This window comes from Rhodococcus sp. 4CII, from assembly GCF_014256275.1.
Lineage (GTDB): Bacteria > Actinomycetota > Actinomycetes > Mycobacteriales > Mycobacteriaceae > Rhodococcus_F > Rhodococcus_F wratislaviensis_A.
Genome location: NZ_JACCFE010000002.1, coordinates 5,045,399 through 5,067,642 on the forward strand (window position 1 = coordinate 5,045,399; position 22,244 = coordinate 5,067,642).

The 22,244-nt window shown below is 66.0% G+C and carries 19 protein-coding genes; 15 read left to right on the forward strand and 4 right to left on the reverse strand.

Annotated features, from left to right (window positions below):
- Positions 1–12: 12 nt before the first annotated feature.
- The 13 genes from H0B43_RS24040 to katG all read left to right on the forward strand — a co-directional run bounded on the left by H0B43_RS24040 (position 13) and on the right by katG (position 14,711).
- Positions 13–1,128 carry an aromatic/alkene monooxygenase hydroxylase subunit beta gene (locus H0B43_RS24040; RefSeq protein ID WP_185725654.1) on the forward strand — a complete coding sequence of 372 codons (1,116 nt, stop codon included), beginning with the start codon at positions 13–15 and terminating at the stop codon, positions 1,126–1,128.
- Positions 1,125–1,466 carry a propane 2-monooxygenase effector subunit MimD gene (gene mimD / locus H0B43_RS24045; RefSeq protein ID WP_185725653.1) on the forward strand — a complete coding sequence of 114 codons (342 nt, stop codon included), beginning with the start codon at positions 1,125–1,127 and terminating at the stop codon, positions 1,464–1,466. The genes H0B43_RS24040 and mimD overlap by 4 nt, the downstream gene beginning before the upstream one ends.
- A 120-nt stretch (positions 1,467–1,586) precedes the next feature.
- A complete protein-coding gene (locus H0B43_RS24050) occupies positions 1,587–2,633 on the forward strand; it encodes a zinc-binding dehydrogenase (RefSeq protein WP_185725652.1) in 1,047 nt (348 codons plus the stop codon).
- 66 nt (positions 2,634–2,699) lie between these two features.
- Positions 2,700–3,752: an amidohydrolase family protein gene (locus H0B43_RS24055; protein ID WP_185725651.1), complete on the forward strand. Its 1,053-nt coding sequence runs from the start codon at positions 2,700–2,702 to the stop codon at positions 3,750–3,752.
- Positions 3,749–4,495: an iron-sulfur cluster assembly protein gene (locus H0B43_RS24060; protein ID WP_185725650.1), complete on the forward strand. Its 747-nt coding sequence runs from the start codon at positions 3,749–3,751 to the stop codon at positions 4,493–4,495. Before H0B43_RS24055 ends, H0B43_RS24060 begins: the two co-directional genes overlap by 4 nt.
- Complete coding sequence (locus H0B43_RS24065; protein WP_185725649.1) at positions 4,492–5,517, forward strand: NAD(P)-dependent alcohol dehydrogenase; 1,026 nt, start codon at positions 4,492–4,494, stop codon at positions 5,515–5,517. The genes H0B43_RS24060 and H0B43_RS24065 overlap by 4 nt, the downstream gene beginning before the upstream one ends.
- 46 nt (positions 5,518–5,563) lie before the next feature.
- The gene (gene groL / locus H0B43_RS24070) at positions 5,564–7,213 is read left to right on the forward strand and encodes a chaperonin GroEL (protein WP_185725648.1); all 1,650 of its coding nucleotides are present in this window, start codon (positions 5,564–5,566) and stop codon (positions 7,211–7,213) included.
- A 70-nt stretch (positions 7,214–7,283) separates the two neighbouring features.
- Positions 7,284–7,619 (forward strand): putative quinol monooxygenase, encoded by a 336-nt coding sequence (locus tag H0B43_RS24075; protein WP_185725647.1) that lies wholly within the window; start codon positions 7,284–7,286, stop codon positions 7,617–7,619.
- Positions 7,616–8,986, forward strand: coding sequence for an FAD-binding oxidoreductase (locus tag H0B43_RS24080; protein WP_185725646.1), 1,371 nt, complete (start codon positions 7,616–7,618; stop codon positions 8,984–8,986). Before H0B43_RS24075 ends, H0B43_RS24080 begins: the two co-directional genes overlap by 4 nt.
- Positions 8,983–9,513 (forward strand): hypothetical protein, encoded by a 531-nt coding sequence (locus H0B43_RS24085; RefSeq protein WP_185725645.1) that lies wholly within the window; start codon positions 8,983–8,985, stop codon positions 9,511–9,513. Before H0B43_RS24080 ends, H0B43_RS24085 begins: the two co-directional genes overlap by 4 nt.
- A gap of 110 nt (positions 9,514–9,623) precedes the next feature.
- Complete coding sequence (locus H0B43_RS24090) at positions 9,624–11,372, forward strand: sigma-54-dependent Fis family transcriptional regulator (RefSeq protein ID WP_185725644.1); 1,749 nt, start codon at positions 9,624–9,626, stop codon at positions 11,370–11,372.
- Between the two features lie 253 nt (positions 11,373–11,625).
- Positions 11,626–11,871 carry a hypothetical protein gene (locus tag H0B43_RS24095; RefSeq protein ID WP_185725643.1) on the forward strand — a complete coding sequence of 82 codons (246 nt, stop codon included), beginning with the start codon at positions 11,626–11,628 and terminating at the stop codon, positions 11,869–11,871.
- 584 nt (positions 11,872–12,455) lie between these two features.
- Positions 12,456–14,711, forward strand: coding sequence for a catalase/peroxidase HPI (katG, locus tag H0B43_RS24100; RefSeq protein WP_185729813.1), 2,256 nt, complete (start codon positions 12,456–12,458; stop codon positions 14,709–14,711).
- A 131-nt stretch (positions 14,712–14,842) separates the two neighbouring features.
- On the opposite strand, the gene H0B43_RS24105 is transcribed toward katG, so the two are convergent.
- On the reverse strand, positions 14,843–16,288 hold the full coding sequence (locus H0B43_RS24105; RefSeq protein ID WP_185725642.1) for an MDR family MFS transporter: 1,446 nt from the start codon (positions 16,286–16,288) through the stop codon (positions 14,843–14,845).
- A gap of 133 nt (positions 16,289–16,421) precedes the next feature.
- Between H0B43_RS24105 and H0B43_RS24110 the strand changes: the two genes are divergently transcribed.
- Together H0B43_RS24110 and H0B43_RS24115 are read left to right on the forward strand one after the other, a co-directional pair.
- On the forward strand, positions 16,422–17,306 hold the full coding sequence (locus H0B43_RS24110; RefSeq protein ID WP_185725641.1) for a phosphoribosylaminoimidazolesuccinocarboxamide synthase: 885 nt from the start codon (positions 16,422–16,424) through the stop codon (positions 17,304–17,306).
- A 3-nt stretch (positions 17,307–17,309) separates the two neighbouring features.
- Positions 17,310–19,439, forward strand: coding sequence for a S9 family peptidase (locus tag H0B43_RS24115; RefSeq protein ID WP_185725640.1), 2,130 nt, complete (start codon positions 17,310–17,312; stop codon positions 19,437–19,439).
- Between the two features lie 102 nt (positions 19,440–19,541).
- Here the strand turns inward: H0B43_RS24115 and H0B43_RS24120 are convergent, their stop codons facing one another.
- The 3 genes from H0B43_RS24120 to H0B43_RS24130 form a co-directional block, all read right to left on the reverse strand.
- A complete protein-coding gene (locus H0B43_RS24120) occupies positions 19,542–19,721 on the reverse strand; it encodes a hypothetical protein (protein ID WP_185725639.1) in 180 nt (59 codons plus the stop codon).
- A 112-nt stretch (positions 19,722–19,833) separates the two neighbouring features.
- Positions 19,834–20,523 (reverse strand): response regulator, encoded by a 690-nt coding sequence (locus H0B43_RS24125; protein WP_185725638.1) that lies wholly within the window; start codon positions 20,521–20,523, stop codon positions 19,834–19,836.
- A complete protein-coding gene (locus tag H0B43_RS24130) occupies positions 20,520–22,085 on the reverse strand; it encodes a sensor histidine kinase (RefSeq protein WP_185725637.1) in 1,566 nt (521 codons plus the stop codon). The genes H0B43_RS24125 and H0B43_RS24130 overlap by 4 nt, the downstream gene beginning before the upstream one ends.
- Positions 22,086–22,244: the final 159 nt, after the last annotated feature.

Sequence of the window (22,244 nt, forward strand, 5' to 3'; positions counted from 1 at the left end):
CTGAGAAACGAGATGACCGCAACCACCGAGAACACCGGGACCAAGCAACGCAGCTTCCCGAAGATCGAGTTCACCGACTCCGAAGCCGGCGCGCTGGAGTTCCCCAGCTCCCGAAGCCGTACGTTCAACTACTACACGCCGGCCAAGAAGCGCTCGACGATGTACGAGGACGTGACCGTCGACGTCCAGCCCGACCCCGACCGTCATCTGTCCCAGGGCTGGATCTACGGCTTCGGTGACGGCCCCGGCGGCTATCCGCAGGAGTGGACGGCCGCGAAGTCGTCGAACTGGCACGCCTTCCTCGACCCCAACGAGGAGTGGGACCAGACGATCTACCGCAACAATTCGAAGGTCGTGCACCAGGTCGAGTTGTGCCTGTCCAACGCCAAGCGTGCCCGCGTCTACGACTCCTGGAACACCCCCTGGTTGACGTTCATCTCTCGCAACCTCGGTGCCTGGATGCATGCCGAGAACGGGCTGGCCCTGCACGTGTTCACGTCGATCCAACGGTCCTGCCCGACCAATATGATCAACACCGCCGTCGCGGTGAACGCCGCCCACAAGATGCGCTTCGCTCAGGACCTGGCGCTGTTCAATCTGGACCTGTCCGAGGCGACCGAGGACTTCGACGGCGCCGCGCACCAGGAGGTGTGGCAGTCCGCGCCCGAGTGGCAGCCCACCCGGGAGGTCGTCGAGCGGCTGACCGCGGTGCCGGACTGGTGTGAACTGCTGTTCGGCGCCAACATCGTGTTCGAGCAGTTGGTGGGTTCGCTGTTCCGCAGCGAATTGGTCATGCAGATCGCGGCCGGCAACGGCGACTACATCACCCCGACCATCGTGGGCACCGGTGAGCACGACTACGACCGCGACCTCGCTTACACCCGCAACCTGTTCCGGTTGCTCACCCGCGACCCCGAAGTCGGGGAGTCGAACAAGGAGCTGTTCGGCACCTGGCTGGCGACGTGGGTGCCGCGGTGCCTCGATGCTGCACGGGCGCTGCAGCCGATCTGGTCGCAGCCGGCCGACAAGGCGGTCACATTCGCCGACAGTCTCGACGCCGCCACGGACAAGTTCCGTTCCCTGCTCGAGGACCTCGGGCTCGACATCCCCAAGGAGTTGGACAAGTGAGCATGCAATTCGGATCGTCCACCGAGTTCTCCAACATGTGTGGCGTCACCCTGATGAACACGCCCATCGGCCGCGTCGTCGCGGAAGTGATGGGCACCAAGGACGGCGTGGAACTGACGGAGTACCCGTCGATGATCCGCGTCGACGGCCAGAAGCTGCTCGATTTCGATTACGAGGAACTCACCGACGCGCTCGGACAGGAATTCGACGGCTCCATCTTCGAGGAGATCAGCTCCACCCACTACGGACGCATGGTTCACCTCGACGAGAAGACCCTGCTGTTCGCCAGCCCCGAGGACGCCGCCGAGTACATCGGCTTCGACCTCACCGCGCAGTAATTACTTCTCAGCCCTGAACGCTGTTCCGGCGTCGCCGACCCACCTGCGGTGGGCGGCGCCGGACGGCCGAGACGATGGCTTGGTTCATCGCTATTTTTCTGAAGAGGAAGGGTTTTCGCCGTGAAGGCACTTGTGTTCCAGGGACAGGGCTCGATCTCGTGGACCGAGGTCCCCGATCCGCAGCTGATCGACCCGACGGATGTGGTGGTTCGGGTGGACACCACCACCATTTGCGGGACCGACCTGCACATTCTCAAGGGTGATGTGCCGGCGGTGACGTCCGGTCGGGTCCTCGGTCATGAGGCGGTCGGGGTCATCACCGAAGTGGGATCTGCAGTCACCTCGCTGGCCCTTGGCGACCGAGTGCTGGTGCCGGCGATCACTTCCTGCGGGAAATGCGCACCATGCAAGACCGGGATGCCCTCGCACTGTGCGTCCGTGGGCGGTATCGGGTGGATTTTCGGGCATCTGATCGATGGAACCCAAGCCGAGTACGTCCGCGTCCCGTATGCCGAGACGAGCGTGCACGTGCTGCCCGACTCGGTAAGCAACGAGCAGGCCATCTTCCTGGCCGATATCTTGCCCACCGGCTTCGAGATCGGAGTCCAGAACGGTCACGTGCAGCCCGGTGACACGGTCGTGGTGGTCGGTGTCGGCCCGGTCGGACTCGCTGCGATCCGCACGGCGGGCCTCTATGGTGCGTCCACCGTCATCGCCGTCGACCTGTCCGAGGCACGGTTGAAGCGTTCACTGAACTTCGGGGCCGACGAGACGATCAACAGTGGCACCGAGGACGTGCGCGCACGCGTCCTCGAGTTGACCGGCGGACTGGGTGCGCAGGTGGTCATCGAGGCAGTCGGGATCCCCGCCACGTTCGAACTGTGCACCACGCTGGTGCGCCCTGGAGGGCATCTCGCGAACGTCGGTGTCCACGGCAAACCCGTCGATCTCCATCTCGAAGACCTGTGGATCAATAACATCACCATCGCGACCGGACTGGTCAATGGCACCACCATCCCCACGCTTCTGGATCTGGTGGCGCACGAGAAGATTGCGACCGATGCCTTCGGCACCCACTCGTTCGGACTCGACCAGATGATCGAGGCGTACGACGTCTTCGCGCACGCCGACACCCACGACGCCCTGAAGGTGACCATCACTCGGTGAACGCCGGGCAATTCATGGTCCTGGCCAGTTCTGCACCAATCGATTCCGAACATCGGAGTAGCCAACATGTATGAAAAGAACGGCGACAAGTACTTCATCGTCGATGGGCACGTGCACATCTGGGACGGCCGCGAGTCGAACCAGAAGAACGTCCACGGCAAACAGTTCATCGACTGCTTCTACGACTACCACAAGAATCTCAGCCCCGAAGAGGTCGTGTGGGACTACGACACCTACACGTACTACGGCAGCGAGCGCTTCGAACGCGACCTCTTCGTGGACGGATACGTCGACCACGCGATCTTCCAGGCCACCCTGCTGAGCGACTTCTACCACAAGGGGTTCGGACAGACCGACGAAGCACTCGCTCTGGTCGCGAAGAACCCGGGCAAGCTCACCTACAACCACGCGTACGACCCCCGCCACGAAGAAGCCGGCCTCGAACAGCTCCGCACGGACGCGGCCGAGATGAACCTGCAGGGTGTCAAGCTCTACACGGCCGAATGGCACGGCGACTCCCGCGGCTACAAACTCGACGACCCCTGGTCCCGGCGCTACCTCGAAGAGTGCATCGACCTGGGGATCAAGAACATTCACGTACACAAGGGCCCGACGATCCGGCCCCTCGACCGCGACGCCTTCGATGTCTCCGACGTCGACAAGGTCGCCACCGACTACCTGGACCTGAACTTCGTCGTCGAACACGTCGGCCTGCCGCGACTCGAGGACTTCTGCTGGATCGCCACACAAGAGTCGAACGTGTACGGCGGACTTGCCGTGGCGCTGCCGTTCATCCACACCCGGCCGAGGTATTTCGCGCAGATCATCGGCGAACTGCTCTACTGGATCGGCGAGGACAAGATCCTGTTCGGCAGCGACTACGCGCTGTGGACCCCGAAGTGGCTGATCGAGCAATTCGTCGACTTCCAGATCCCCGAGGACATGCAGACCGAGTACGCCCCGATCACCGCCCAGCAGAAGCAGAAGATCCTCGGCCTCAACGCGGCAGCGCTGTACGACATCGACGTTCCCGCGGATCTGCGACTGGCCGAGCCTGCCGGGCAGCGAGGAGTCGACGTCGCTGCCGGGGCCCGGGAACCGGAAACCGTGTCGTCATGACCACGCTCGCTGTCTGCACCGAGCAGGACGTTCTGATGGCTCTGTCGACGGTCACCGACCCCGAGTTGGACGAGCCGATCACCGATCTCGGCTTCGTCCGCTCGGTCACCCTCGATGACGACGGCGTCACGGTCCACCTGCGGCTGCCCACCGCATTCTGCTCGCCGAACTTCGCCTACCTCATGGCGTCCGACGCCCTCGACGCACTGCGCCTGATCGAGGACCTCGGTGAGGTGCGGGTGCTGCTCGACGATCATCACGACAGCGACAAGATCAACGCCGGCCTCGCGGCCGACGCCGGATACGTCGGAACGTTCGGCTCCGAAGCGGAAGACAGCCTGCTCGAACTGCGCCGAACATTCCTGTCCAAGGCGCATGCCGCCGCGATGGAACGGTGCGTCGAGGCGCACCTGAAGACCACCGACCTGGGGGTGAACGAGATCTACCGACTCACCCTCAGCGACCTGGCCCCCGGAAAGTACAAAGCTGCGCTGCTGCGCCGCCGGATCGGCATCGGGCTGAGCATCTGCCCCGCCAGCCGTGTGTTCGTCGACGACGACGGCAAACGCATCCCGCCGGAAGCCGTGCCCATGCGGCTGCGCTTCGCCAAATCGGTGCGGATCTCGATGGAAGGCAACGCCCACTTCTGCCGGGGCCTGCTCGCCACCCGCTACGCCGACAGCGAATCCGTCGGCACCACACCACGAATCACTGATCGAAGAACAATCAGGAGCCCCCGATGAAAGCCGTCCAGGTTGTCGGATACCACACCAAACTGCAGCTCACCGACATCCCCGAACCCACGATCGAGGGTCCGCTCGACGTCATAGTCCGCATCGGCGGGGCCGGGGTGTGCCGCACCGATCTGCACATCCTCGAAGGGCAGTGGGAAGCGAAGTCAGGCGTCGCGCTGCCGTACACGATCGGCCACGAGAACGCCGGCTGGGTTCATGCCGTCGGCGACGCGGTCACCAACGTCGCGGTCGGCGACAAGGTGATTCTGCACCCGCTCATCACCTGCGGACTCTGCCGGGCGTGCCGATCCGGTGACGACGTGCACTGCCAGAACAGCCAGTTCCCCGGCATCGACGTCAACGGCGGGTACGCCGAATACCTGCGCACCACCGCCCGCAGCGTCGTGAAGATCGACGACTCACTCGAACCCTCCGACGTCGCGGCGCTCGCCGACGCCGGTCTGACGGCGTACCACGCCGTCGCGAAGGCCGCGAACACGACCCGGCCCGGCGACGTCTGCGTGGTGATCGGTGCCGGCGGACTCGGCCACATCGGCATCCAGGTCCTCAAGGCGGTCTCCGGTGTCACCGTGGTCGTGCTCGACCGGAATCCGGCCGCGGTCGAGCTCGCGGTCGAGATCGGCGCCGATCACGGCATCGTCGCCGACGGCACCCACATCCAGCAGGTGCTCGACCTGACCGGTGGGCACGGCGCCGAAGCCGTCGTCGACTTCGTCGGTGAGGGCGGCGCCACCCGGGAAGGCATCGCGATGCTGCGCCGCGCCGGGAACTACTACGTCGTCGGCTACGGCGAGAACATCGACGTTCCGACCATCGATGTGATCTCCACCGAGATCAACTTCATCGGAAACCTCGTCGGCTCCTACAACGATCTCCAGGAGCTGATGACCCTTGCCGCCCAGGGCAAGGTCACCTTGCACACGACCCGGTACCGGCTCGAGGACTTTCAGCAGGCCCTCGACGATCTCGACGCCGGACGCGTGCGCGGCCGGGCGATCCTCGTCCCGTAACACGCCGCAAACTCCGCGCAAGACAAGTACGAAAGGAACACCTGCCATGGCCAAGGAGCTGCGGTACAACACGGACGCCCGAGCCCGCCTCGAGCACGGCGTCAACGCCCTCGCCGACGCGGTCAAAGTCACTCTCGGCCCCAAGGGGCGCAACGCCGTACTCGAGAAACTGACCGGACCGCCGACGATCACCAACGACGGCGTGACCATTGCCCGCGAGATCCAGCTCCGCGAGCCCTTCGCCAACATGGGCGCCCAGTTGGTCAAGGAGGTGGCGATGAAGACCAACGGCGTTGTCGGCGACGGCACCACCACCGCGACCGTGCTCGCGCAGGCGATGGTCCGTGAGGGGCTGCGCTCCGTCGACGCCGGCGCCAACCCCATGCGGGTGCGCCGCGGCATCGAACGCGCCGTGTCCGTGGTCGTCGATTCCCTCCGCGAGCAGGCCTCCCGGATCGGGGGACAGAGCGACCTGCAACGAATCGCGACGCTCGCCGCCAGCGACGACGAGGTGATCGGGCACGCCATCTCCCAGGCCGTCGACTACGTCGGCAAATCCGGGGTCGTCACCACCGAGGAAAGCGACACCCTCGGGTTGTCAGTCGACATCGTCGACGGGATCGAATTCGACCACGGCTACATCTCCGGGTACATGGTCACCGACCCCGAGCGGATGGAAGCGGTGCACGCCAACCCGCTGATCCTGTTGACCAACAAGAAGATCACCCAGGTGCAGGACGTCATGCCGAGCATCGAGGTGGCCAAACGCGCCGACCGGCCGCTGGTCGTGCTGGCCGAAGAGGTCGACGGACCGGCGCTGCAGCTGCTCGTCGGCGGCAACATGCACAAGACGATGCAGTCGGTGGTCGTCCGGGCACCCGGTTTCGGGCACCGACGGGTCGCCGAGCTCGAAGACCTTGCCGTGGCGCTGGGTGGGCATGTGATCGCCAAGGACACCGGTATCGAGTTGTCGGAGGTGACGATCGAACATCTCGGTTCGTGTGACCGCATCACCGTCACCGAGAACGAGACCACGATCGTCGGCGGCCACGGGGAACAGCGGCTGCTCGACGCCCGGATCGCGCAGCTCGAATCCCAGCTCGAGCGGGCCAGGATCGAAGCCGACCAGGAAAGCCTCGAGCTGCGCATCGCCCGGCTCACCGGACGGGTCGCCGTGATCCGGGTCGGCGGCGCCACCAGTGTCGAGCTCAAGGAGCGGATGCTGCGCGTCGAGGACGCGCTGGCCGCCACCCGCGCCGCGGTGGAGGCGGGAATAGTCTCCGGCGGTGGCACCGCGCTGGCGCAATCACATCGGGCTCTGGCCGATCTCGACCTGGCCGGGGACGAGGCCATCGGGTGTGACGTCGTGCGGCGGGCACTCGCCGAACCGCTGCGCTGGATCGCGATCAATGCCGGATTCGACGGCGACGAGGTCGTCGAGGTGGTCGCCGGTCTGCCGCTCGGGCACGGGTTCAACGCCCTCACCGGTGAATACGGTGACATGTTCGACGACGGCGTGATCGACCCGTTCAAGGTCACCCGTGCTGCGCTCGAAAGTGCGGCGTCGATTGCAGCACTGTTGATCACCACCGAAACCGCAGTGGTGGAGGAGGTTGTCGGCAACCCCGGCGCCATCATGGCGCCCGGCTTCGGCGATCTCGCCGAGGGCATGGTCCGCCCGTCGAACATCTACTGACAAGGCCGGTGGGTCATCGGCCGCGCCGGTCCGGCGAGACCGGTGACCCACACCGACACAGGGAGTCATCGTGATCTTTATCGTGGTGAAGTTCAAAGTCCTCGACCGGCACCAGGAGAACTGGCTGCTCATTACCGAGGAATTTACCGGCGCAACCCGATCGGAACCCGGAAATCTCTGGTTCGAGTGGCACCGGAGCGCTGCCGACCCGGCGGAGTACGTGCTGATCGAGGCGTTCCGCGACGGACAGGCCGGATCCGACCACGTCAACGCCGACCACTTCCGGAAGGGACTGGACGCGATGCGCCCGGCGCTGAGCGAAACACCCCGGATCGTCCACACGGAAATACCGGGAGAGGACTGGTCACGCATGGGAGAACTGGAAGTCATGCAGGACAAGGCATGACCGTCGTGACGGCCGGTCCCATCGCAGAACTGACGGCGTCGTTGGGTGACGCCGTTGTCACCGACAGCGACACGATGATCGCTTATACCCGCGACCAGTCGCTGCTCTCGCCTTCGGGACAACCGCTCGCCGTGGTGCGCGCCAGAACCACCGACCACGTTGTCGAAACGATGAAAGTCGCTCACCGCCACGCGATTCCGATCGTAATCCGAGGTGCGGGAACCGGCCTTGCCGGTGGCGCCAACGCGATCGACGGCTGCATCGTACTCAGCACCGAGAAACTCGACCGGATCCTCGAGATCGACGAGCAGACACGCACCGCCACCGTCGAGTGCGGGGTCGTCAACGGCGACCTCGCCGACGCGGCCGCGCAGCGCGGACTCTGGTACGTACCCGACCCCGGCAGTCGCGCCGTCTCCACGATCGGCGGAAACCTCGCCACCAACGCCGGCGGAGCTTGCTGCGCGAAATACGGCGTCACCGGCGACCACGTCGCCCGCATCAAAGCCGTGCTCGCCGACGGCCGGGTCATCCACACCGGGGCGGCCACCCGCAAGAACGTCGCGGGACTGAACCTCACCCAACTCCTGGTCGGGTCCGAGGGCACCCTCGCCGTGATCGTCGAGGCGACGCTGCGGCTGCGAAGGAAGCCGCCCCACACCGCCACCGTCGTCGCGTCCTTCGGCGACCCTGCTCACGCGGTCAACGCGGTGATCGCCCTCCAGGCGGTCGCCGATCCGAGTCTCGTGGAACTCATGGACCGAACCACCATCACCGCCGTCAACGACATGACCCGCATGGGCCTCGACGAGACGGCCGGTGCGCTGCTGCTCATCCAGTGCGACGGCGACACAGCCGTAGCGGAGGCCGATCGCTGCGCGCACGAGTGCCGCCGCGCTGCCGCCACCGAAATCCATGTGACCACGGATCCGGTCGAGAGCGACGGTCTGTTGCAGGCCCGCCGCGTCGCCTTGACCGCCCTCGAACGCCGCGGCAACACCCTCCTCGACGACCTGGCCGTGCCCGTCCCACGATTGCCGCACATGCTCGATGCCATCGCCCGGATCGCCGACCGCCATCGCCTGATCATCGGCACCTTCGGGCACGCCGCCGACGGAAATCTCCACCCCACCATCGTGTTCGATGCAGCAGACCCCGACGCCACCGAGCGGGCCCACCGCGCCTTCGACGAGATGGTGACTCGATGCCTGGGCCTCGGCGGATCGATCACCGGAGAGCACGGCGTCGGTGAGCTCAAACGACGCTACCTCGACACCATGGTCGGCTCGGTCGAACGAGCACTGATGAATCGCATCAAGACCGCTTTCGACCCCGCCGGGATACTGAACCCCGGGCGTGCGATATGACCGTCACTCACGATGCCGCGCACACGCGCTCTCTCAGTGTGCGCCCCGCCCGGCGTGGGCTGTTCATGCGTTATGGCGGTAGTGCCGGCGAACATCGTGCGGCGTTCACCCCCGTCGTCGGTTTCGATCACGAAGACGAGTTCGTGTTGAACTTCGGGATTCGGTGGATCGACTTCGGCGGCGCCGGCGTCGAAGACATCTTCGTCGCCTTCGGATGGACCGAAGCTCGGTACTTCGAGCGGCTCGAATGTGTGGCCGCACGTCGCTTCGCGCCGATCGAGAACACCATCCGCCGACAACTCCTCGACCTGTGCGCCGACCGTCTCCGACAGCTCGACTCAGCCGGTGCCCACACCCGACGAGAGGCCACGACAATGATGGGGAAGCTGGATCAGCGGCACCAAGTCGCGAGTGATCTCACCGAGATAGACCTCATCCGCGTCGTCGAGGCACTCACCGGTACCCGGCCACAGCCAATCGCCCGGGACACCCCTGCACGGAGTGAACCAACCGACCGGTCTGATTGAACCCGGTCGGCAAGTCGCGTGTGCGGCGGGTGTCTCAAACTGAGACCCGTCTCACAATGCGACGACGTACGCTCACTAGTAACCGTAAGAAGATCGGGGCACAAACGATCATGGCCGCGAAGGATCTGCAGAAGGCTCGGGAGCGCTTCCTCGTCGAACACGACCTCGACGGGTCTGTTCGACAGGACGTCTCCTATTCGTGGCAGCGTTCGAAGACTCTCAACGTACAGCCTGATCGACTCGACCTTCCCTACGTCCGAGAACCGAATATGGACTCACCCCTCGTTGCCGCCGCGGCGCCCGTGCTGAAGCAACTCGCAGACGGACTGGTCGACGAGCCGGTCAGCGTGATCCTGACGTCCGCCGACGGAGTCGTACTCACCCGGATCAGCTCCAGCCGTCGACTCAACCAAGCGCTCGACGACGTCTCCCTGGCGCCCGGCTACAGCTACTCGGAGGAGTTCGCCGGCACCAACGGCATCGGAACTGCTCTCGAGACCCGTCAGCCCGCTCTCATCTCCGGCGCCGAACACTACGCCGACTGTCTCGGGCAATTGGCATGTGCCGGTGTCCCTATCGCTCACCCCATTTCCGGCGCGCTCGTCGGCGCCCTCGATCTCACCGGGTGGGTGGAGGATGGTGGGCCGTTGCTGGCCACTCTGGCGAAGTCGGCCACCGCCCAGATCGAAGGCCGCCTCCTCGCCCAGGCCAGTGAAGACCAAACCGCATTGCTCAATGCGTACCTGAAGACCTGCCGTCGCTCCCCACAATCAGGTGTTCTCGCTCTCGGGGACGACGTCGTTCTTCTCAACCGGCGGTTGCGCCAAGTCCTCGATGCCCAGGATCAGGCCGCGCTGGTCGAGCACGCCATCGATTTGATCTCTGCGCCAACCATGCACCATCACATCGTCGCCCTGCCCAGTGGGCAGCCGGCGCGCATGTCAGCGGTGGACGGCTTCGGTCCGAGGGTGCCCCGGCAGACGGCACTCTTCCATGTCCATCTTCTCGACGTCACCGCGGCGGCAATCCCGGCCATCGAGGCTGCCACCATGCTGCCCGGTCTCGCAGGTGGCAGTGCGTCGTGGCGACGCAGTTGCCAGCAGATCGCGCGCTGCGCTCGTGAGCAGCAATGGGTGACAGTGTCCGGGGAACCCGGGAGTGGCCGCGGGGCCGTTCTCAAATCCGTAGCTGTTCAACATATCCCGATACGAACACGCATCTTCACCTCGGCGGAACTCGCGAACGACAGCGCATCGATGTCCGAGCTCGAGCACGAACTCGATCAAGACCGATTCAGTGTGATCTTCCGCGACATCGATCTTCTCGGCGAGCAGCACCAGCAAACTGTCGCCGATCTGATTCAAGGGCGTGAGCATGCGGGGTGGATCGGTGCGACCATCAGTAGTGCCGGGCAGAATGCCGACGTCGGCACCCTGGTATTGCCACACTTCAGTCACACCGTGCCCGTGCCGGCGCTGCGTCACCGTATCGAGGACCTTCACGACCTGGTGCCCCATCTGCTCCGTCAACTCAGCCGGGGCGCGGAGCTGTCCCTCTCGCCTGCGGCGATGCGCCAACTGTGTAAGTACAGCTGGCCCGGAAATGTCGCCGAACTTCGGAAGGTTCTCCACGAGGTGGTGAAGCTGCAGCGCACCGGGATCGTGGAGGTCGAGCAGCTGCCACCGATGTGCCGGGCGCTGAGCCGGCACGCCCTGACGCAGATCGAAGCGCTGGAACGTGACGCCATCGTGCGAAGTCTCGAAGAAAATCACGGCAACAAGAAGGCGGCGGCCACTGCGCTCGGCATCTCCCGCGCCACGATCTACCGGAAGATCAAAGAGTTCGGAATCGTTGCCTAGATTCGTGCCTTCGGGGTGCCGTCAGGGCGTCCACGACGAGTGCGGATCGACGACGGAATACGCTCTGCCCGAATGGAATCCTTCGTGATCACGGCCGGTCGAGGCTCGGATGACCGGGTGTCCGTGTCCGGAAATGAGACGTCCGACACAGTAGCGGGGCGAGATCATAAGGAAGCCACCTCAGTCGTCGCCGCGAACCGACACGGGTGACCGACATCCCCCACCTGCCGCGGAATTCCAGAGGATGATTCCCATGACGACCGATCCGCACCGAATCTCGGCGCACAATCAACCCCTCGATTCAGGAACTGGTCGGGTCTGGCTTGTCGCCGCCCTGTGTAGAACGGCTGCCCCCGCCGACCGTCCAGCCGTCCGCGACGACTTGATGCGCACCTGGCTGCCAGTGACCGGCGCGGCCTACCGCAGCTCGGACGGAAAGCATCAGGCCACATGGGCCCAACTGCATTCGCAATTCGACCTCGTCGAGGTGTACCCGTGACTACCGTGATCGACATCGATCGGTCTCGACAATCGATCTGTGCAGCAACCGCTCTCGCGGAACGACTCGCTGTCGAGGATGCGGCGGAGGATGCGTCGGTGCTGGCTCCCGACGACCGTATGACGTGCCCGCTTCATCGCAAATGGATTCACCAGTGCGTCGCGTCCCCTGCTCATGTCAACCCGGTGACACGTCACCGGTGGTGCCGCCACTGCGCGTCACCCCTGACCGTGGCCATCGACGAAATCGCGGTCACAGTCACCATGCGGTGCCCACGTTGTGGCGACGGCAGTAGTCCTGCCTCTACCCGTGTGATCACCGCTTGCCGCGCCAGTCTTGCGCGGTCGAAAGGTCGAGCGTCTCAATTTGACTCAGCATCTTTACGAGTTCCAGAGATGGCGCGATAGTTTGCCCGTGTCCTCGACAAGGGGATGACGCAGGACTGCTGCGATTCTCCGATGTGCGCGCCACCGGCCCCGCGGGTTGTGGTGGTGGAATCTGTCCACGCGCATCGGCACGTCACTGTGTATCTGAAGTAGAGACCCCGAATATATACTTGTGGAAGGAAATCCGTGTCCGAAAACATCACCGCGACCCTCGCGGCCGAGCATCCGCCCATCGCCGAGGCGCAAACAGAACCCGCTCCGAGCGGAGGTTGCCCAGTTGCCCACGGTCGGCGCACCCATCCCGCCGAGGGCGGAGGCAACCGCGACTGGTGGCCGAACCGGCTCGACCTGAACGTGCTGCACCGGAACCCGGCGGTGCGGAATCCCATGGACGGGGATTTCGACTACGCCGCGGAATTCGCTGCCGTCGATCTCGACGCCCTGAAACTGGACATCGAGGAGGTCATGACCACCTCGCAGGACTGGTGGCCGGCGGATTACGGCCACTACGGTCCTCTCTTCGTCCGCATGGCGTGGCACGCGGCGGGCACCTACCGCATCACCGACGGCCGGGGTGGCGCGGGCGCCGGGATGCAGCGGTTCGCGCCGCTCAACAGCTGGCCCGACAACGTCAACCTCGACAAGGCGCGCCGGCTGCTGTGGCCGGTGAAGAAGAAGTACGGCAAGACGGTGTCGTGGGCCGATCTGATCGTCTTCGCCGGTAACTGCGCGCTGGAATCGATGGGCTTCACGACCTTCGGCTTCGGCGGCGGCCGAGTGGATCAGTGGGAGCCCGAGGAGATCTACTGGGGTCCGGAGACGACGTGGCTCGGCGACGACCGCTACAGCGGGGAGCGCGATCTCGAGGAGCCGCTCGGGGCGGTTCAGATGGGGCTGATCTACGCGAACCCGGAGGGCCCGCACGGCAACCCGGATCCACTTGCCTCCGCGATCGACATTCGTGAGACGTTCCGCAGAATGGCGATGAACGACATCGAGACGGCGGCACTGATCGTCGGTGGCCACACGTTCGGGAAGAATCACGGGGCCGGTCCGGCCGACCTGGTCGGACCCGAACCCGAAGCGGCCCCACTCGAACAGCAGGGCTTGGGGTGGACGAGCTCCTTCGGGACCGGCAAGGGCGGCGACACCATCTCCAGCGGCCTCGAAGGAGCGTGGACACCCACGCCGCGGATGTGGGACAACAGCTTCGTCGAAACTCTCTACGGGTACGAGTGGGAGCTGACGAAGAGTCCCGCCGGTGCGTGGCAGTGGATCCCGACGGACGGCGCCGGAGCCGACACCGTGCCCGACGCCCACGACACGTCGACAACGCATGCCCCGGTGATGTTGACGACGGACATGGCGATGCGGGTCGACCCTGCCTACGAACGGATCACCCGGCGCTGGCTGGAGCACCCGGACGAGCTCGCCGACGAGTTCGCCAGAGCCTGGTACAAGCTGACCCACCGCGACATGGGCCCCGCCGTGCGCTACCTCGGGTCGCTCGTCCCCGAGGAGACGCTGCTGTGGCAGGATCCCGTTCCCGCCGTCACGCACGACCTCGTCGAGGCCGCCGACATCGCTTCCTTGAAGACCCGGATCCTCGCGTCGGGTCTCACGATCGCGCAGTTGGTGTCCACCGCATGGGCGGCCGCGTCGACCTTCCGCGGCAGCGACATGCGCGGAGGCGTCAACGGTGGTCGTATCCGCCTGCAGCCGCAGAATGGGTGGGAGGTCAACAACCCCGACGCGCTCGCCGAGGTCGTCCGCGTGCTCGAAGAGGTGCAGGATTCGTTCAACTCGGCACAGACCGGGGCGAAGCGCGTATCGTTCGCCGATCTCGTCGTGCTGGGTGGCAATGCGGCGGTCGAGCTGGCCGCGAAGAACGCCGGACACGACATCGAGGTGCCCTTCACCCCGGGCCGTACCGACGCCACCCAGGAGCAGACCGATGTCGAGTCGTTCTCGGCGCTCGAGCCGACCGAGGACGGCTTCCGTAACTACCTCGGCCGACCCCATCGCCTTCCCGCCGAGTACCAGTTGATCGACAAGGCGGATCTGCTGACGCTCAGTGCACCCGAACTGACGGTGCTCGTCGGTGGACTGCGCGTGCTGGGCGCGAACTACCGGCAGTCACCTGTGGGTGTCTTCACCGCGAACCCCGGATCGCTGACGAACGATTTCTTCGTCAACCTTCTCGACCTGGAAACGCAGTGGGCGCCCACGGACGCGGACGCGCAACTCTACGAGGGCCGCGACCTCACCACCGGCGCGGTGAAATGGACCGGAAGCCGCGTGGATCTGGTCTTCGGATCGAACTCCGAGCTCCGTGCTCTCGCGGAGGTCTACGCGGCCGACGACGCGCAGCGGAAGTTCGTCCGCGACTTCGTCGCCGCATGGGACAAAATGATGACCCTCGACCGGTTCGACCTGGTGTCACCGGACAGGTAGCGGCCGAGATTCTCCAGGAAGAGGTCGACGATCTTTCCGTTCTCCGACGGCACGTCGGCGGTGCTGTGTGCAGCATCCGGCTCGACGTACGACTGACCGTGCGACGAGCACCTCGACGCACGGTCAGTCGGTCACTCGGTCACAGCTGTCGGTGCGGCCGCTTCGATGTCCGCGTCGGAGGCGGATTTCGGCATCGCGGCCGCGGCGAGGACGAGGACCACGGCCGCGCCGAGGGCGGCCACGAACACCAGATGCAGGGCGCCGGCCAGATCGGCCGGAGCGGGATTGTCGTCGCCGCCCAGTTGCGCATTGACGAGGGCACCGAACAGGGCGACCCCCACGGCGCTGCCGATGGACCGGGCGAACATGTTGGTGGACGTGACCACGCCGCGCTCCGACCAGTCGACACTGGACTGCGCCGCGATGAGGGTCGGGCTCGCGACGAGGCCCATGCCGCCGCCGATGACGAAGCAGCAGATCGCCACGTGCCACACCGCCGACTCCAGGGACAGACCCAGGGTGAGGGCGGTGCCGGCGACCACCAGGAGGCTGCCCGCGGTGGCGGTGACTCGGAAGCCGAAGCGGAGGTACACGCGGCCGGACTGCGACGCGGCGATCGGCCAGCCGATGGTCAGCGTGGCCAGCGCGAATCCGGCCACCAGTGCGCCCGTCCCGAGCACGCCCTGGGCGAAGGTGGGAACGTACGTGGTCAGGCCGAGGACGATGGCCCCGACCAGCAGGGACACGAGACTGCTCGCCGCCAGAACGCGCCGGGTGAACACCCACAGCGGCAGCACCGGTTCGGCGGCGCGGCGTTCGACGAGGACGAAGACGATCAGAAACACGAGACCCGCCGCGAAGATCCCGATGCTGATCGGTGAACTCCACGCCCAGGCCTGCCCGCCCTCGAGGAGTCCGAGGATGAGCAGCGTCGCCCCCACGGCGAGGACTCCGGCGCCGGCGTAGTCGATCGACCGCTGGGTCCGCACCCGCTGCTCGTCGAAGTTGCGGAGCAGCATCACGGCCGCGAGGAGGCAGAGCGGAATGTTGACGAAGAAGATCCACCGCCACGACAGGTATTCGGAGAACACCCCGCCGAGGGTCGGGCCGACCACCGCGGACATGCCCCAGACGCTGGCCAGGTAGCCCTGGGCCTTGGCGCGTTCGGCGAGGGTGTAGATGTCGCCGGCGATGGTCATGCTCATCGGCTGCACGGCCCCGGCACCGAGACCCTGCACCGCCCGGAACGCGATCAGCGCGGGCATGCTCCACGCGATTCCGCACAGCACCGAGCCGACGCCGAACAGGGCGATCCCGAGGAGCATGACCGGCTTGCGGCCGAAGATGTCGGCGAGCTTGCCGTATATCGGCACCGACACGGCCTGGGTGAGCAGATAGATCGAGAACAGCCACGGGAACTGCGAGAAGCCGCCGAGATCCCCGACGATGGTGAAGACGGCGGTGGAGATGATCGTCGCATCGAGGGCGACCAGCGACGTCGTGAGCATCAGCGACACGAGAATCGGTCCGCGTTCCGAACGGAACCCGACGTCGACCGGGGTCGTGTCCGTCGCCATTACCCACCTGTCGCGTCGTCGTTCACATCACAGAAGTCTCTTTCGAGGCTAACGACATGGGTGCCGGTGCTATTCCGGGCCCCGATCGGTGCGCGTCCCGTCGTGTCCGTCCCGACCGATAGGCTGGATCACCGTGCGCCCCTCACTCGATTCATACGCCCATCTGGCCGGTGGCAAGGTCCGCGACCTCTACACGATCGACGACGAGCACCTCCTGTTGGTCGCGAGCGACCGGATCTCCGCCTACGACCACGTCCTCAGCACGCCGATCCCGGACAAGGGCCGGGTGCTCACCGCGATGAGCGTCTTCTTCTTCGGCGTCCTCGGCGGCAACAATCATCTGGCGGGTGAGCCCGACGACAGCAGGATCCCCGAAGAGGTCCTCGGCCGCGCGCTGGTGGTCCGCAAGCTGAACATGGTTCCCGTCGAGTGTGTGGCCCGCGGCTACCTCACGGGCTCGGGGCTGATCGACTACAACGAAACCGGTGCGGTGTGCGGAGTCGCACTGCCCGAGGGACTCGTGGAGGCGAGCCAGCTTCCCGACCCGATCTTCACGCCCGCGAGCAAGGCGGAACTGGGGGAGCACGACGAGAACATCAGCTTCGAGGCCGTGGTCGAGAAGGTCGGCCAGGATCTGGCCGTGAAGCTGCGTGACGACACCCTCGACATCTACGGCCGGGCGTCCAACTTCGCCGCGGATCGCGGCATCATCCTCGCCGACACCAAGCTCGAGTTCGGGCTGGACGCGCAGGGCAACGTGGTGCTCGCCGACGAGGTCCTCACCCCCGACTCGTCCCGGTACTGGCCTGCCGACGGCTACGAGGCGGGGAAGGTGCAGCCGAGCTTCGACAAGCAGTTCGTCCGCAACTGGCTCACCGGCCCCGAATCCGGCTGGGACCGCGCGTCCGACACCGCGCCGCCGCCGCTGCCCGCGGAGATCGTGACGGCGACCCGCGAGCGGTACATCGAGGCGTACGAGCGGATCTCGGGTCTGTCGTTCGCGGACTGGGTGGGCTGAGACATGACCTCCGGAGACCAGACGCTCACCCCGCCGGTCGCGAAGACCGTGCCCACCGAGCGCGTCCACCACGGTCACACATTCGTCGACGAGTACGAGTGGCTGCGCGACAAGGAGGACGCCGAGGTCGTCGCGTACCTCGAGGCCGAGAACGCGTACACCGAGCAGGAGACGGCGCACCTCGCGCCGCTGCGCGACCAGATCTTCCAGGAGATCAAATCCCGCACGCAGGAAACCGACATGTCGGTTCCCACCCGCATGGGCGACTGGTGGTACTACGCCCGCACCATCGAAGGCAAGCAGTACGGCGTCCAGTGCCGGGCCCCGATCGCCGGCCCCGACGACTGGACGCCGCCCGAGCTGACCCCGGGTGTGGAACTGGCCGGCGAACAGGTCCTGCTCGACGGCAACGCCGAGGCCGAGGGTCACGACTTCTTCTCCCTCGGCGCGTTCTCCCTCAGCCACGACGGCACGTTGCTCGCGTACTCCGTGGACGTCGTCGGCGACGAGCGCTACACGCTGCGGTTCAAGAACCTGACGACTGGCGAACTGCTGCCCGACGAGATCCCCGGCACCGCGCCCGGCGTCACCTGGGCCATCGACCACAGCCACGTCTTCTATCTCACCGTCGACGAGTCCTGGCGGCCCGACACGGTGTGGCGGCACAAGCTCGGCACCGACCGCGAGCAGGACGTGTCGGTCTTCCACGAGCCCGACGAGCGGTTCTGGGTGTCGGTCGGGTCCACCCGCAGCGAGAAGTTCCTCATGATCTGGGTGGGGTCGAAGATCACCAGCGAAGGCTGGGTTCTCGAATCGGCGAATCCCGAGGGCGAGTTCCGGGTGGTGCTGCCGCGGCGCGAGGGCGTCGAATACGGAGTCGAGCACGCGGTCGTCGCCGGTGAAGACCGTTTCCTGATCATGCACAACGACGTCGTCGACGGTGTGAAGGCGGAGAACTTCGTCCTCGCCGAGGCACCGGTTTCCGACCCGACGTCGCTGACCACCCTCATACCGCACCGATCCGACGTGCGGTTGGAGGAGGTCGACGCGTTCGCCGATCACCTGGTGCTCGGATACCGCCGGGAAGCGTTGACCCGGCTGGCCGTCTGGCCGCTCGGCGAGAACGGTTACGGCGAGTTCACGGAGATCGAATTCGACGAGGAACTGTTCAGCGTCGGGCTCGGGGCCAATCCGGAATGGCAGCAACCGACGCTGCGGATGGCGTTCACGTCGTTCATCACGCCCGGCCAGGTCTACGACTACGTGCTCGCGACGGGCGAACTCGCCCTGCGCAAGTCGCAACCCGTGCTCGGCGATTTCGACGCCGGCAACTACGAGCAGCAACGCGACTGGGCCGTCGCCGAGGACGGGACACGCATCCCGCTGTCGATCGTCCGCCGGAAGACTACCGGCGCCGACGGCCCCGCCCCCACGCTGCTCTACGGGTACGGCTCCTACGAGGCCAGCATGGACCCGGCGTTCTCGGTCGCGCGGCTCTCCCTCCTCGATCGCGGTGTCGTCTTCGTGGTCGCGCACGTGCGCGGCGGCGGAGAGATGGGCAGGCACTGGTACGAGACGGGCAAGACCCTCACCAAGAAGAACACCTTCACCGACTTCGTCTCGAGTGCACGGCATCTGATCGACACCGGGCGCACCACGCCGCGGCAACTGGTTGCCGACGGCGGCAGTGCCGGAGGCCTGCTGATGGGTGCGGTGGCCAACCTGGCGCCGGAACTGTTCGCCGGCATCCTCGCCAACGTTCCCTTCGTGGATCCGCTCACCTCGATCCTCGACCCGTCACTGCCGCTCACCGTCATCGAGTGGGACGAGTGGGGCAATCCCCTGGAGAACCCCGAGGTCTACGAATACATGCGCTCGTACAGTCCGTACGAGAACGTCGAGGCCAAGGACTACCCGGCAATCCTGGCGATCACCAGCATCAACGACACCCGGGTGCTGTACGTCGAACCGGCCAAGTGGGTCGCGAAACTCCGCGCCACCAAGACCGGCGACGCGCCCCTACTCCTCAAGACCGAGATGAGCGCCGGGCACGGCGGTGTCAGCGGACGCTACGAAAAGTGGAAGGAAGTAGCGTTCGAATTCGCGTGGGTGCTCGACCTGATCGGCAAGTAGTACTGCGCCACCATCGCCGACGGTTCCGCCGTCGGTGTGTGAAGTGGTACGTCGAGGTGGGGCGGAAGTCGCCGTGTCAGGCGACTTTCCGCCACGCACGCATCAGACGCAGAAGCTGACGCTGGCCGATCCCAGTGGCAGGTTGAGGCAGACCGAGATCGAGCCGACCACCGGGGTCGGTGCGGGGGCGAGCGGTGCGGCGAGAGCTGCGGGGGCAGCCAGGGTGCCGAGTGACAGGGTCAATGCAATCGCGGCGAGTGTGGTGGCAATTCTGCTAGACATCGTGAGGTCCTTGACTGAGTGACTACGAGCCGGAGGTGACTCCTTCTCATCGTCCACCGATGTGACGCAGGTCACAACCATCGGGCCTGTCTTTTCTCGGGCCACCGGGGAGTCAGCGCTGCGCGTACCGAATCTGTGGACGCCCCGCCCGGCCGTACTCGGTGTGTCGGGTGAGGACGCCGTCGTCGGCGAGGCGTTCGAGGTAACGCCACGCCGTGACCCGGGAGACCCCGATGCTGGCGGCCACCTCGGCCGCGGTCAGCGGTCCGGACGCCTCCCGGACGCAGGCTGATACATGGTCGAGGGTCTGTGGTGCAACGCCTTTCGGTGAGGTCGCGCGTTCGTCGGAGGTGCGCAGGGCCGACATCGCCCGGTCGATGTCCTGCTGGCTCAGTGCGTTGCTGCCGGCGGGCAGGGCGGCGCGAAACTCCCGGTACCGCTCCAGCTTGTCGCGGAACGCCGCGAACGTGAACGGCTTCAGGAGATACAGTGCGATTCCGCGCGCCACGGCGGTGCGGACCATCTCGAGGTCGCGGGCCGACGTCACCGCGATCACGTCGGGGCTGGGCCGCACGCCGCTCAGTGCCGCCGCCACGTCGAGGCCGCTGGCGTCGGGCAGACCGATGTCGAGCAGGACGAGGTCGATGGGGTCGTCGCCGGCGTTCGCGGCGGCGACCGCGCGCATGGCCCCGTTGCCGTCGTGAACGACGGTGTGGACCGAAAACCCGGGTATCCGTTCCACATACGCCCGATGCGCCTCGGCGATGAGCGGTTCGTCGTCGACTATCATCACCCGGATCACGAGGCGTCCCCCTCGAACGGAATTTCGACGACGATCATCGATCCGAGCGACGGCTCCGTGCGGATCGTTCCCCCGTGCCGGGCGACCACCTGCGTCACCAGTGCCAGACCCAGTCCACGCTGGCCCGACTTGGTGGAATAGCCGCGCGTGACGGCCTTGTCGAGTTCGTCGGCGGGAATGCCGGGTCCGCTGTCGGCCACCCGCACCACCATCGTCGAATCCTCCTGACGGACCGTCACTTCCACCCACGCATCCTCTCCGGGCGACTCGGTCGCACCGCGGGCTGCGTCGATCGCGTTGTCCACGAGATTACCCACCAGTGTGACGAGTTCACGCGCGCTGAGCGGCGCGACGGGCCCGAGCGCGGTGTCCTCGGTGACGGTCAGGTCGACTCCCCGTTCGGCGGCCACCCCCACCTTGCCGAGCAGCAGTGCGGCCAGGGCAGGCTCGTGAACCGCCGTCATCAGGCGGTCGATCAGTTCCTGCGACAACCGCAGATCCTCGGTGGCGAAGGCGATCGCGTCGTCGTAGCGGCCCAGTTCGACCATCGTGATGATGGTGTGCAGGCGGTTCGCCGATTCGTGCGCCTGCGACCGCAGCGACTCCGCGAATCCGCGAACGGAATCGAGTTCGCCCATGACGCTTTGCAATTCGGTGCGATCCCGCAACGTCAGCACGGTACCCAGCCGCTGCCCCTCCCACGTGACGGGCTCCCGGCTGACGAGCAGCACCCGGTCGGGCGTCACGTGCACCTCGTCCCGGGAATCGCCCTCCCGCGACTGCCGCAGTGAGTCCGGAAGCGCGGACAGGGGCACCGGGCCCTCGGGAAGGTCGAGGAGGCGGCGTGCTTCATCGTTGACCACGTCGGCCTCCGCGGCGTCGTCGCCGTCGCGACCGAGTACTACCAGACCCTCGCCGATCGAATGCAGGACGGCGTCGTGGTGCTCGTACATCTGGCGCAATTCGTCGGGCGCCATCCCCAGCGTCTGACGGCGCAGGCGCCGGCTCAGCAGGAACGACCCCGCTGCAGACACCGCGAGGCCGATCGCGGCGACCGCGAAGATGGTCGGCAGGCTCGCGGCGAACTGGTCGCCGATCTTCTCGCGCGTGACACCCACCGACACGAGACCCGCGATCCGGTCACCGTCGTAGACCGGGGCCACGGCCCGGATCGACGGTCCGAGCGACCCGGCGTACGTCTCCGTGAACGTCTCCCCGCGGACTGCGCGGTCGATGTTCCCGGAGAACACGCCGCCGATCAGTTCGGGGTTCGTGTGCGTGAAGCGGATACCGGCCGGAGTCATCACGACGATGAAATCGGTGCCGGTGGCGGCGCGGATCCGCTCGGTCTGCGGTTGGAGGACCGCCGTCGGATCAGGGGAGCGCAACGCGTCGACGGTGCCCTGCGACATCGCCAGCGTGGCGGCGACGGCCGTGACCGCGCGCCGGGTGGTCTCGTCGCTGTCGCGACGCTGATCGACGACGGCCAATGCAGTCCCGGCGCCGATGACCAGCACCAACACGACGAGCTGCAGGAGAAAGAGCTGCCTCGCGACGCTCATGTGCCGTCTCGGCGGATGGTGAGGCAATGCACTTCTCCTGAACGTAATGAACACAAACTTCTCCAGCCAAGCGATCGCTTAGAAGATTCTTCCAAGACGTGATCGCGGTCACTAGCCGGCCTCACCGATCAGCTTGCCACTCGAATTGGAGGACAATCC

Bases quoted from the DNA above. Each gene is read 5' to 3' on its own strand.
- H0B43_RS24065 (WP_185725649.1), top strand. From the start codon at position 4,492: ATGAAAGCCGTCCAGGTTGTCGGATACCACACCAAACTGCAGCTCACC.
- H0B43_RS24080 (WP_185725646.1), top strand. From the start codon at position 7,616: ATGACCGTCGTGACGGCCGGTCCCATCGCAGAACTGACGGCGTCGTTG.
- H0B43_RS24105 (WP_185725642.1), bottom strand. From the start codon at position 16,288: ATGGCGACGGACACGACCCCGGTCGACGTCGGGTTCCGTTCGGAACGC.
- H0B43_RS24095 (WP_185725643.1), top strand. From the start codon at position 11,626: ATGACGACCGATCCGCACCGAATCTCGGCGCACAATCAACCCCTCGAT.
- H0B43_RS24090 (WP_185725644.1), top strand. From the start codon at position 9,624: ATGGCCGCGAAGGATCTGCAGAAGGCTCGGGAGCGCTTCCTCGTCGAA.
- H0B43_RS24120 (WP_185725639.1), bottom strand. From the start codon at position 19,721: ATGTCTAGCAGAATTGCCACCACACTCGCCGCGATTGCATTGACCCTG.
- H0B43_RS24060 (WP_185725650.1), top strand. From the start codon at position 3,749: ATGACCACGCTCGCTGTCTGCACCGAGCAGGACGTTCTGATGGCTCTG.
- H0B43_RS24115 (WP_185725640.1), top strand. From the start codon at position 17,310: ATGACCTCCGGAGACCAGACGCTCACCCCGCCGGTCGCGAAGACCGTG.
- H0B43_RS24130 (WP_185725637.1), bottom strand. From the start codon at position 22,085: ATGAGCGTCGCGAGGCAGCTCTTTCTCCTGCAGCTCGTCGTGTTGGTG.
- H0B43_RS24085 (WP_185725645.1), top strand. From the start codon at position 8,983: ATGACCGTCACTCACGATGCCGCGCACACGCGCTCTCTCAGTGTGCGC.
- H0B43_RS24055 (WP_185725651.1), top strand. From the start codon at position 2,700: ATGTATGAAAAGAACGGCGACAAGTACTTCATCGTCGATGGGCACGTG.
- H0B43_RS24040 (WP_185725654.1), top strand. From the start codon at position 13: ATGACCGCAACCACCGAGAACACCGGGACCAAGCAACGCAGCTTCCCG.
- groL (WP_185725648.1), top strand. From the start codon at position 5,564: ATGGCCAAGGAGCTGCGGTACAACACGGACGCCCGAGCCCGCCTCGAG.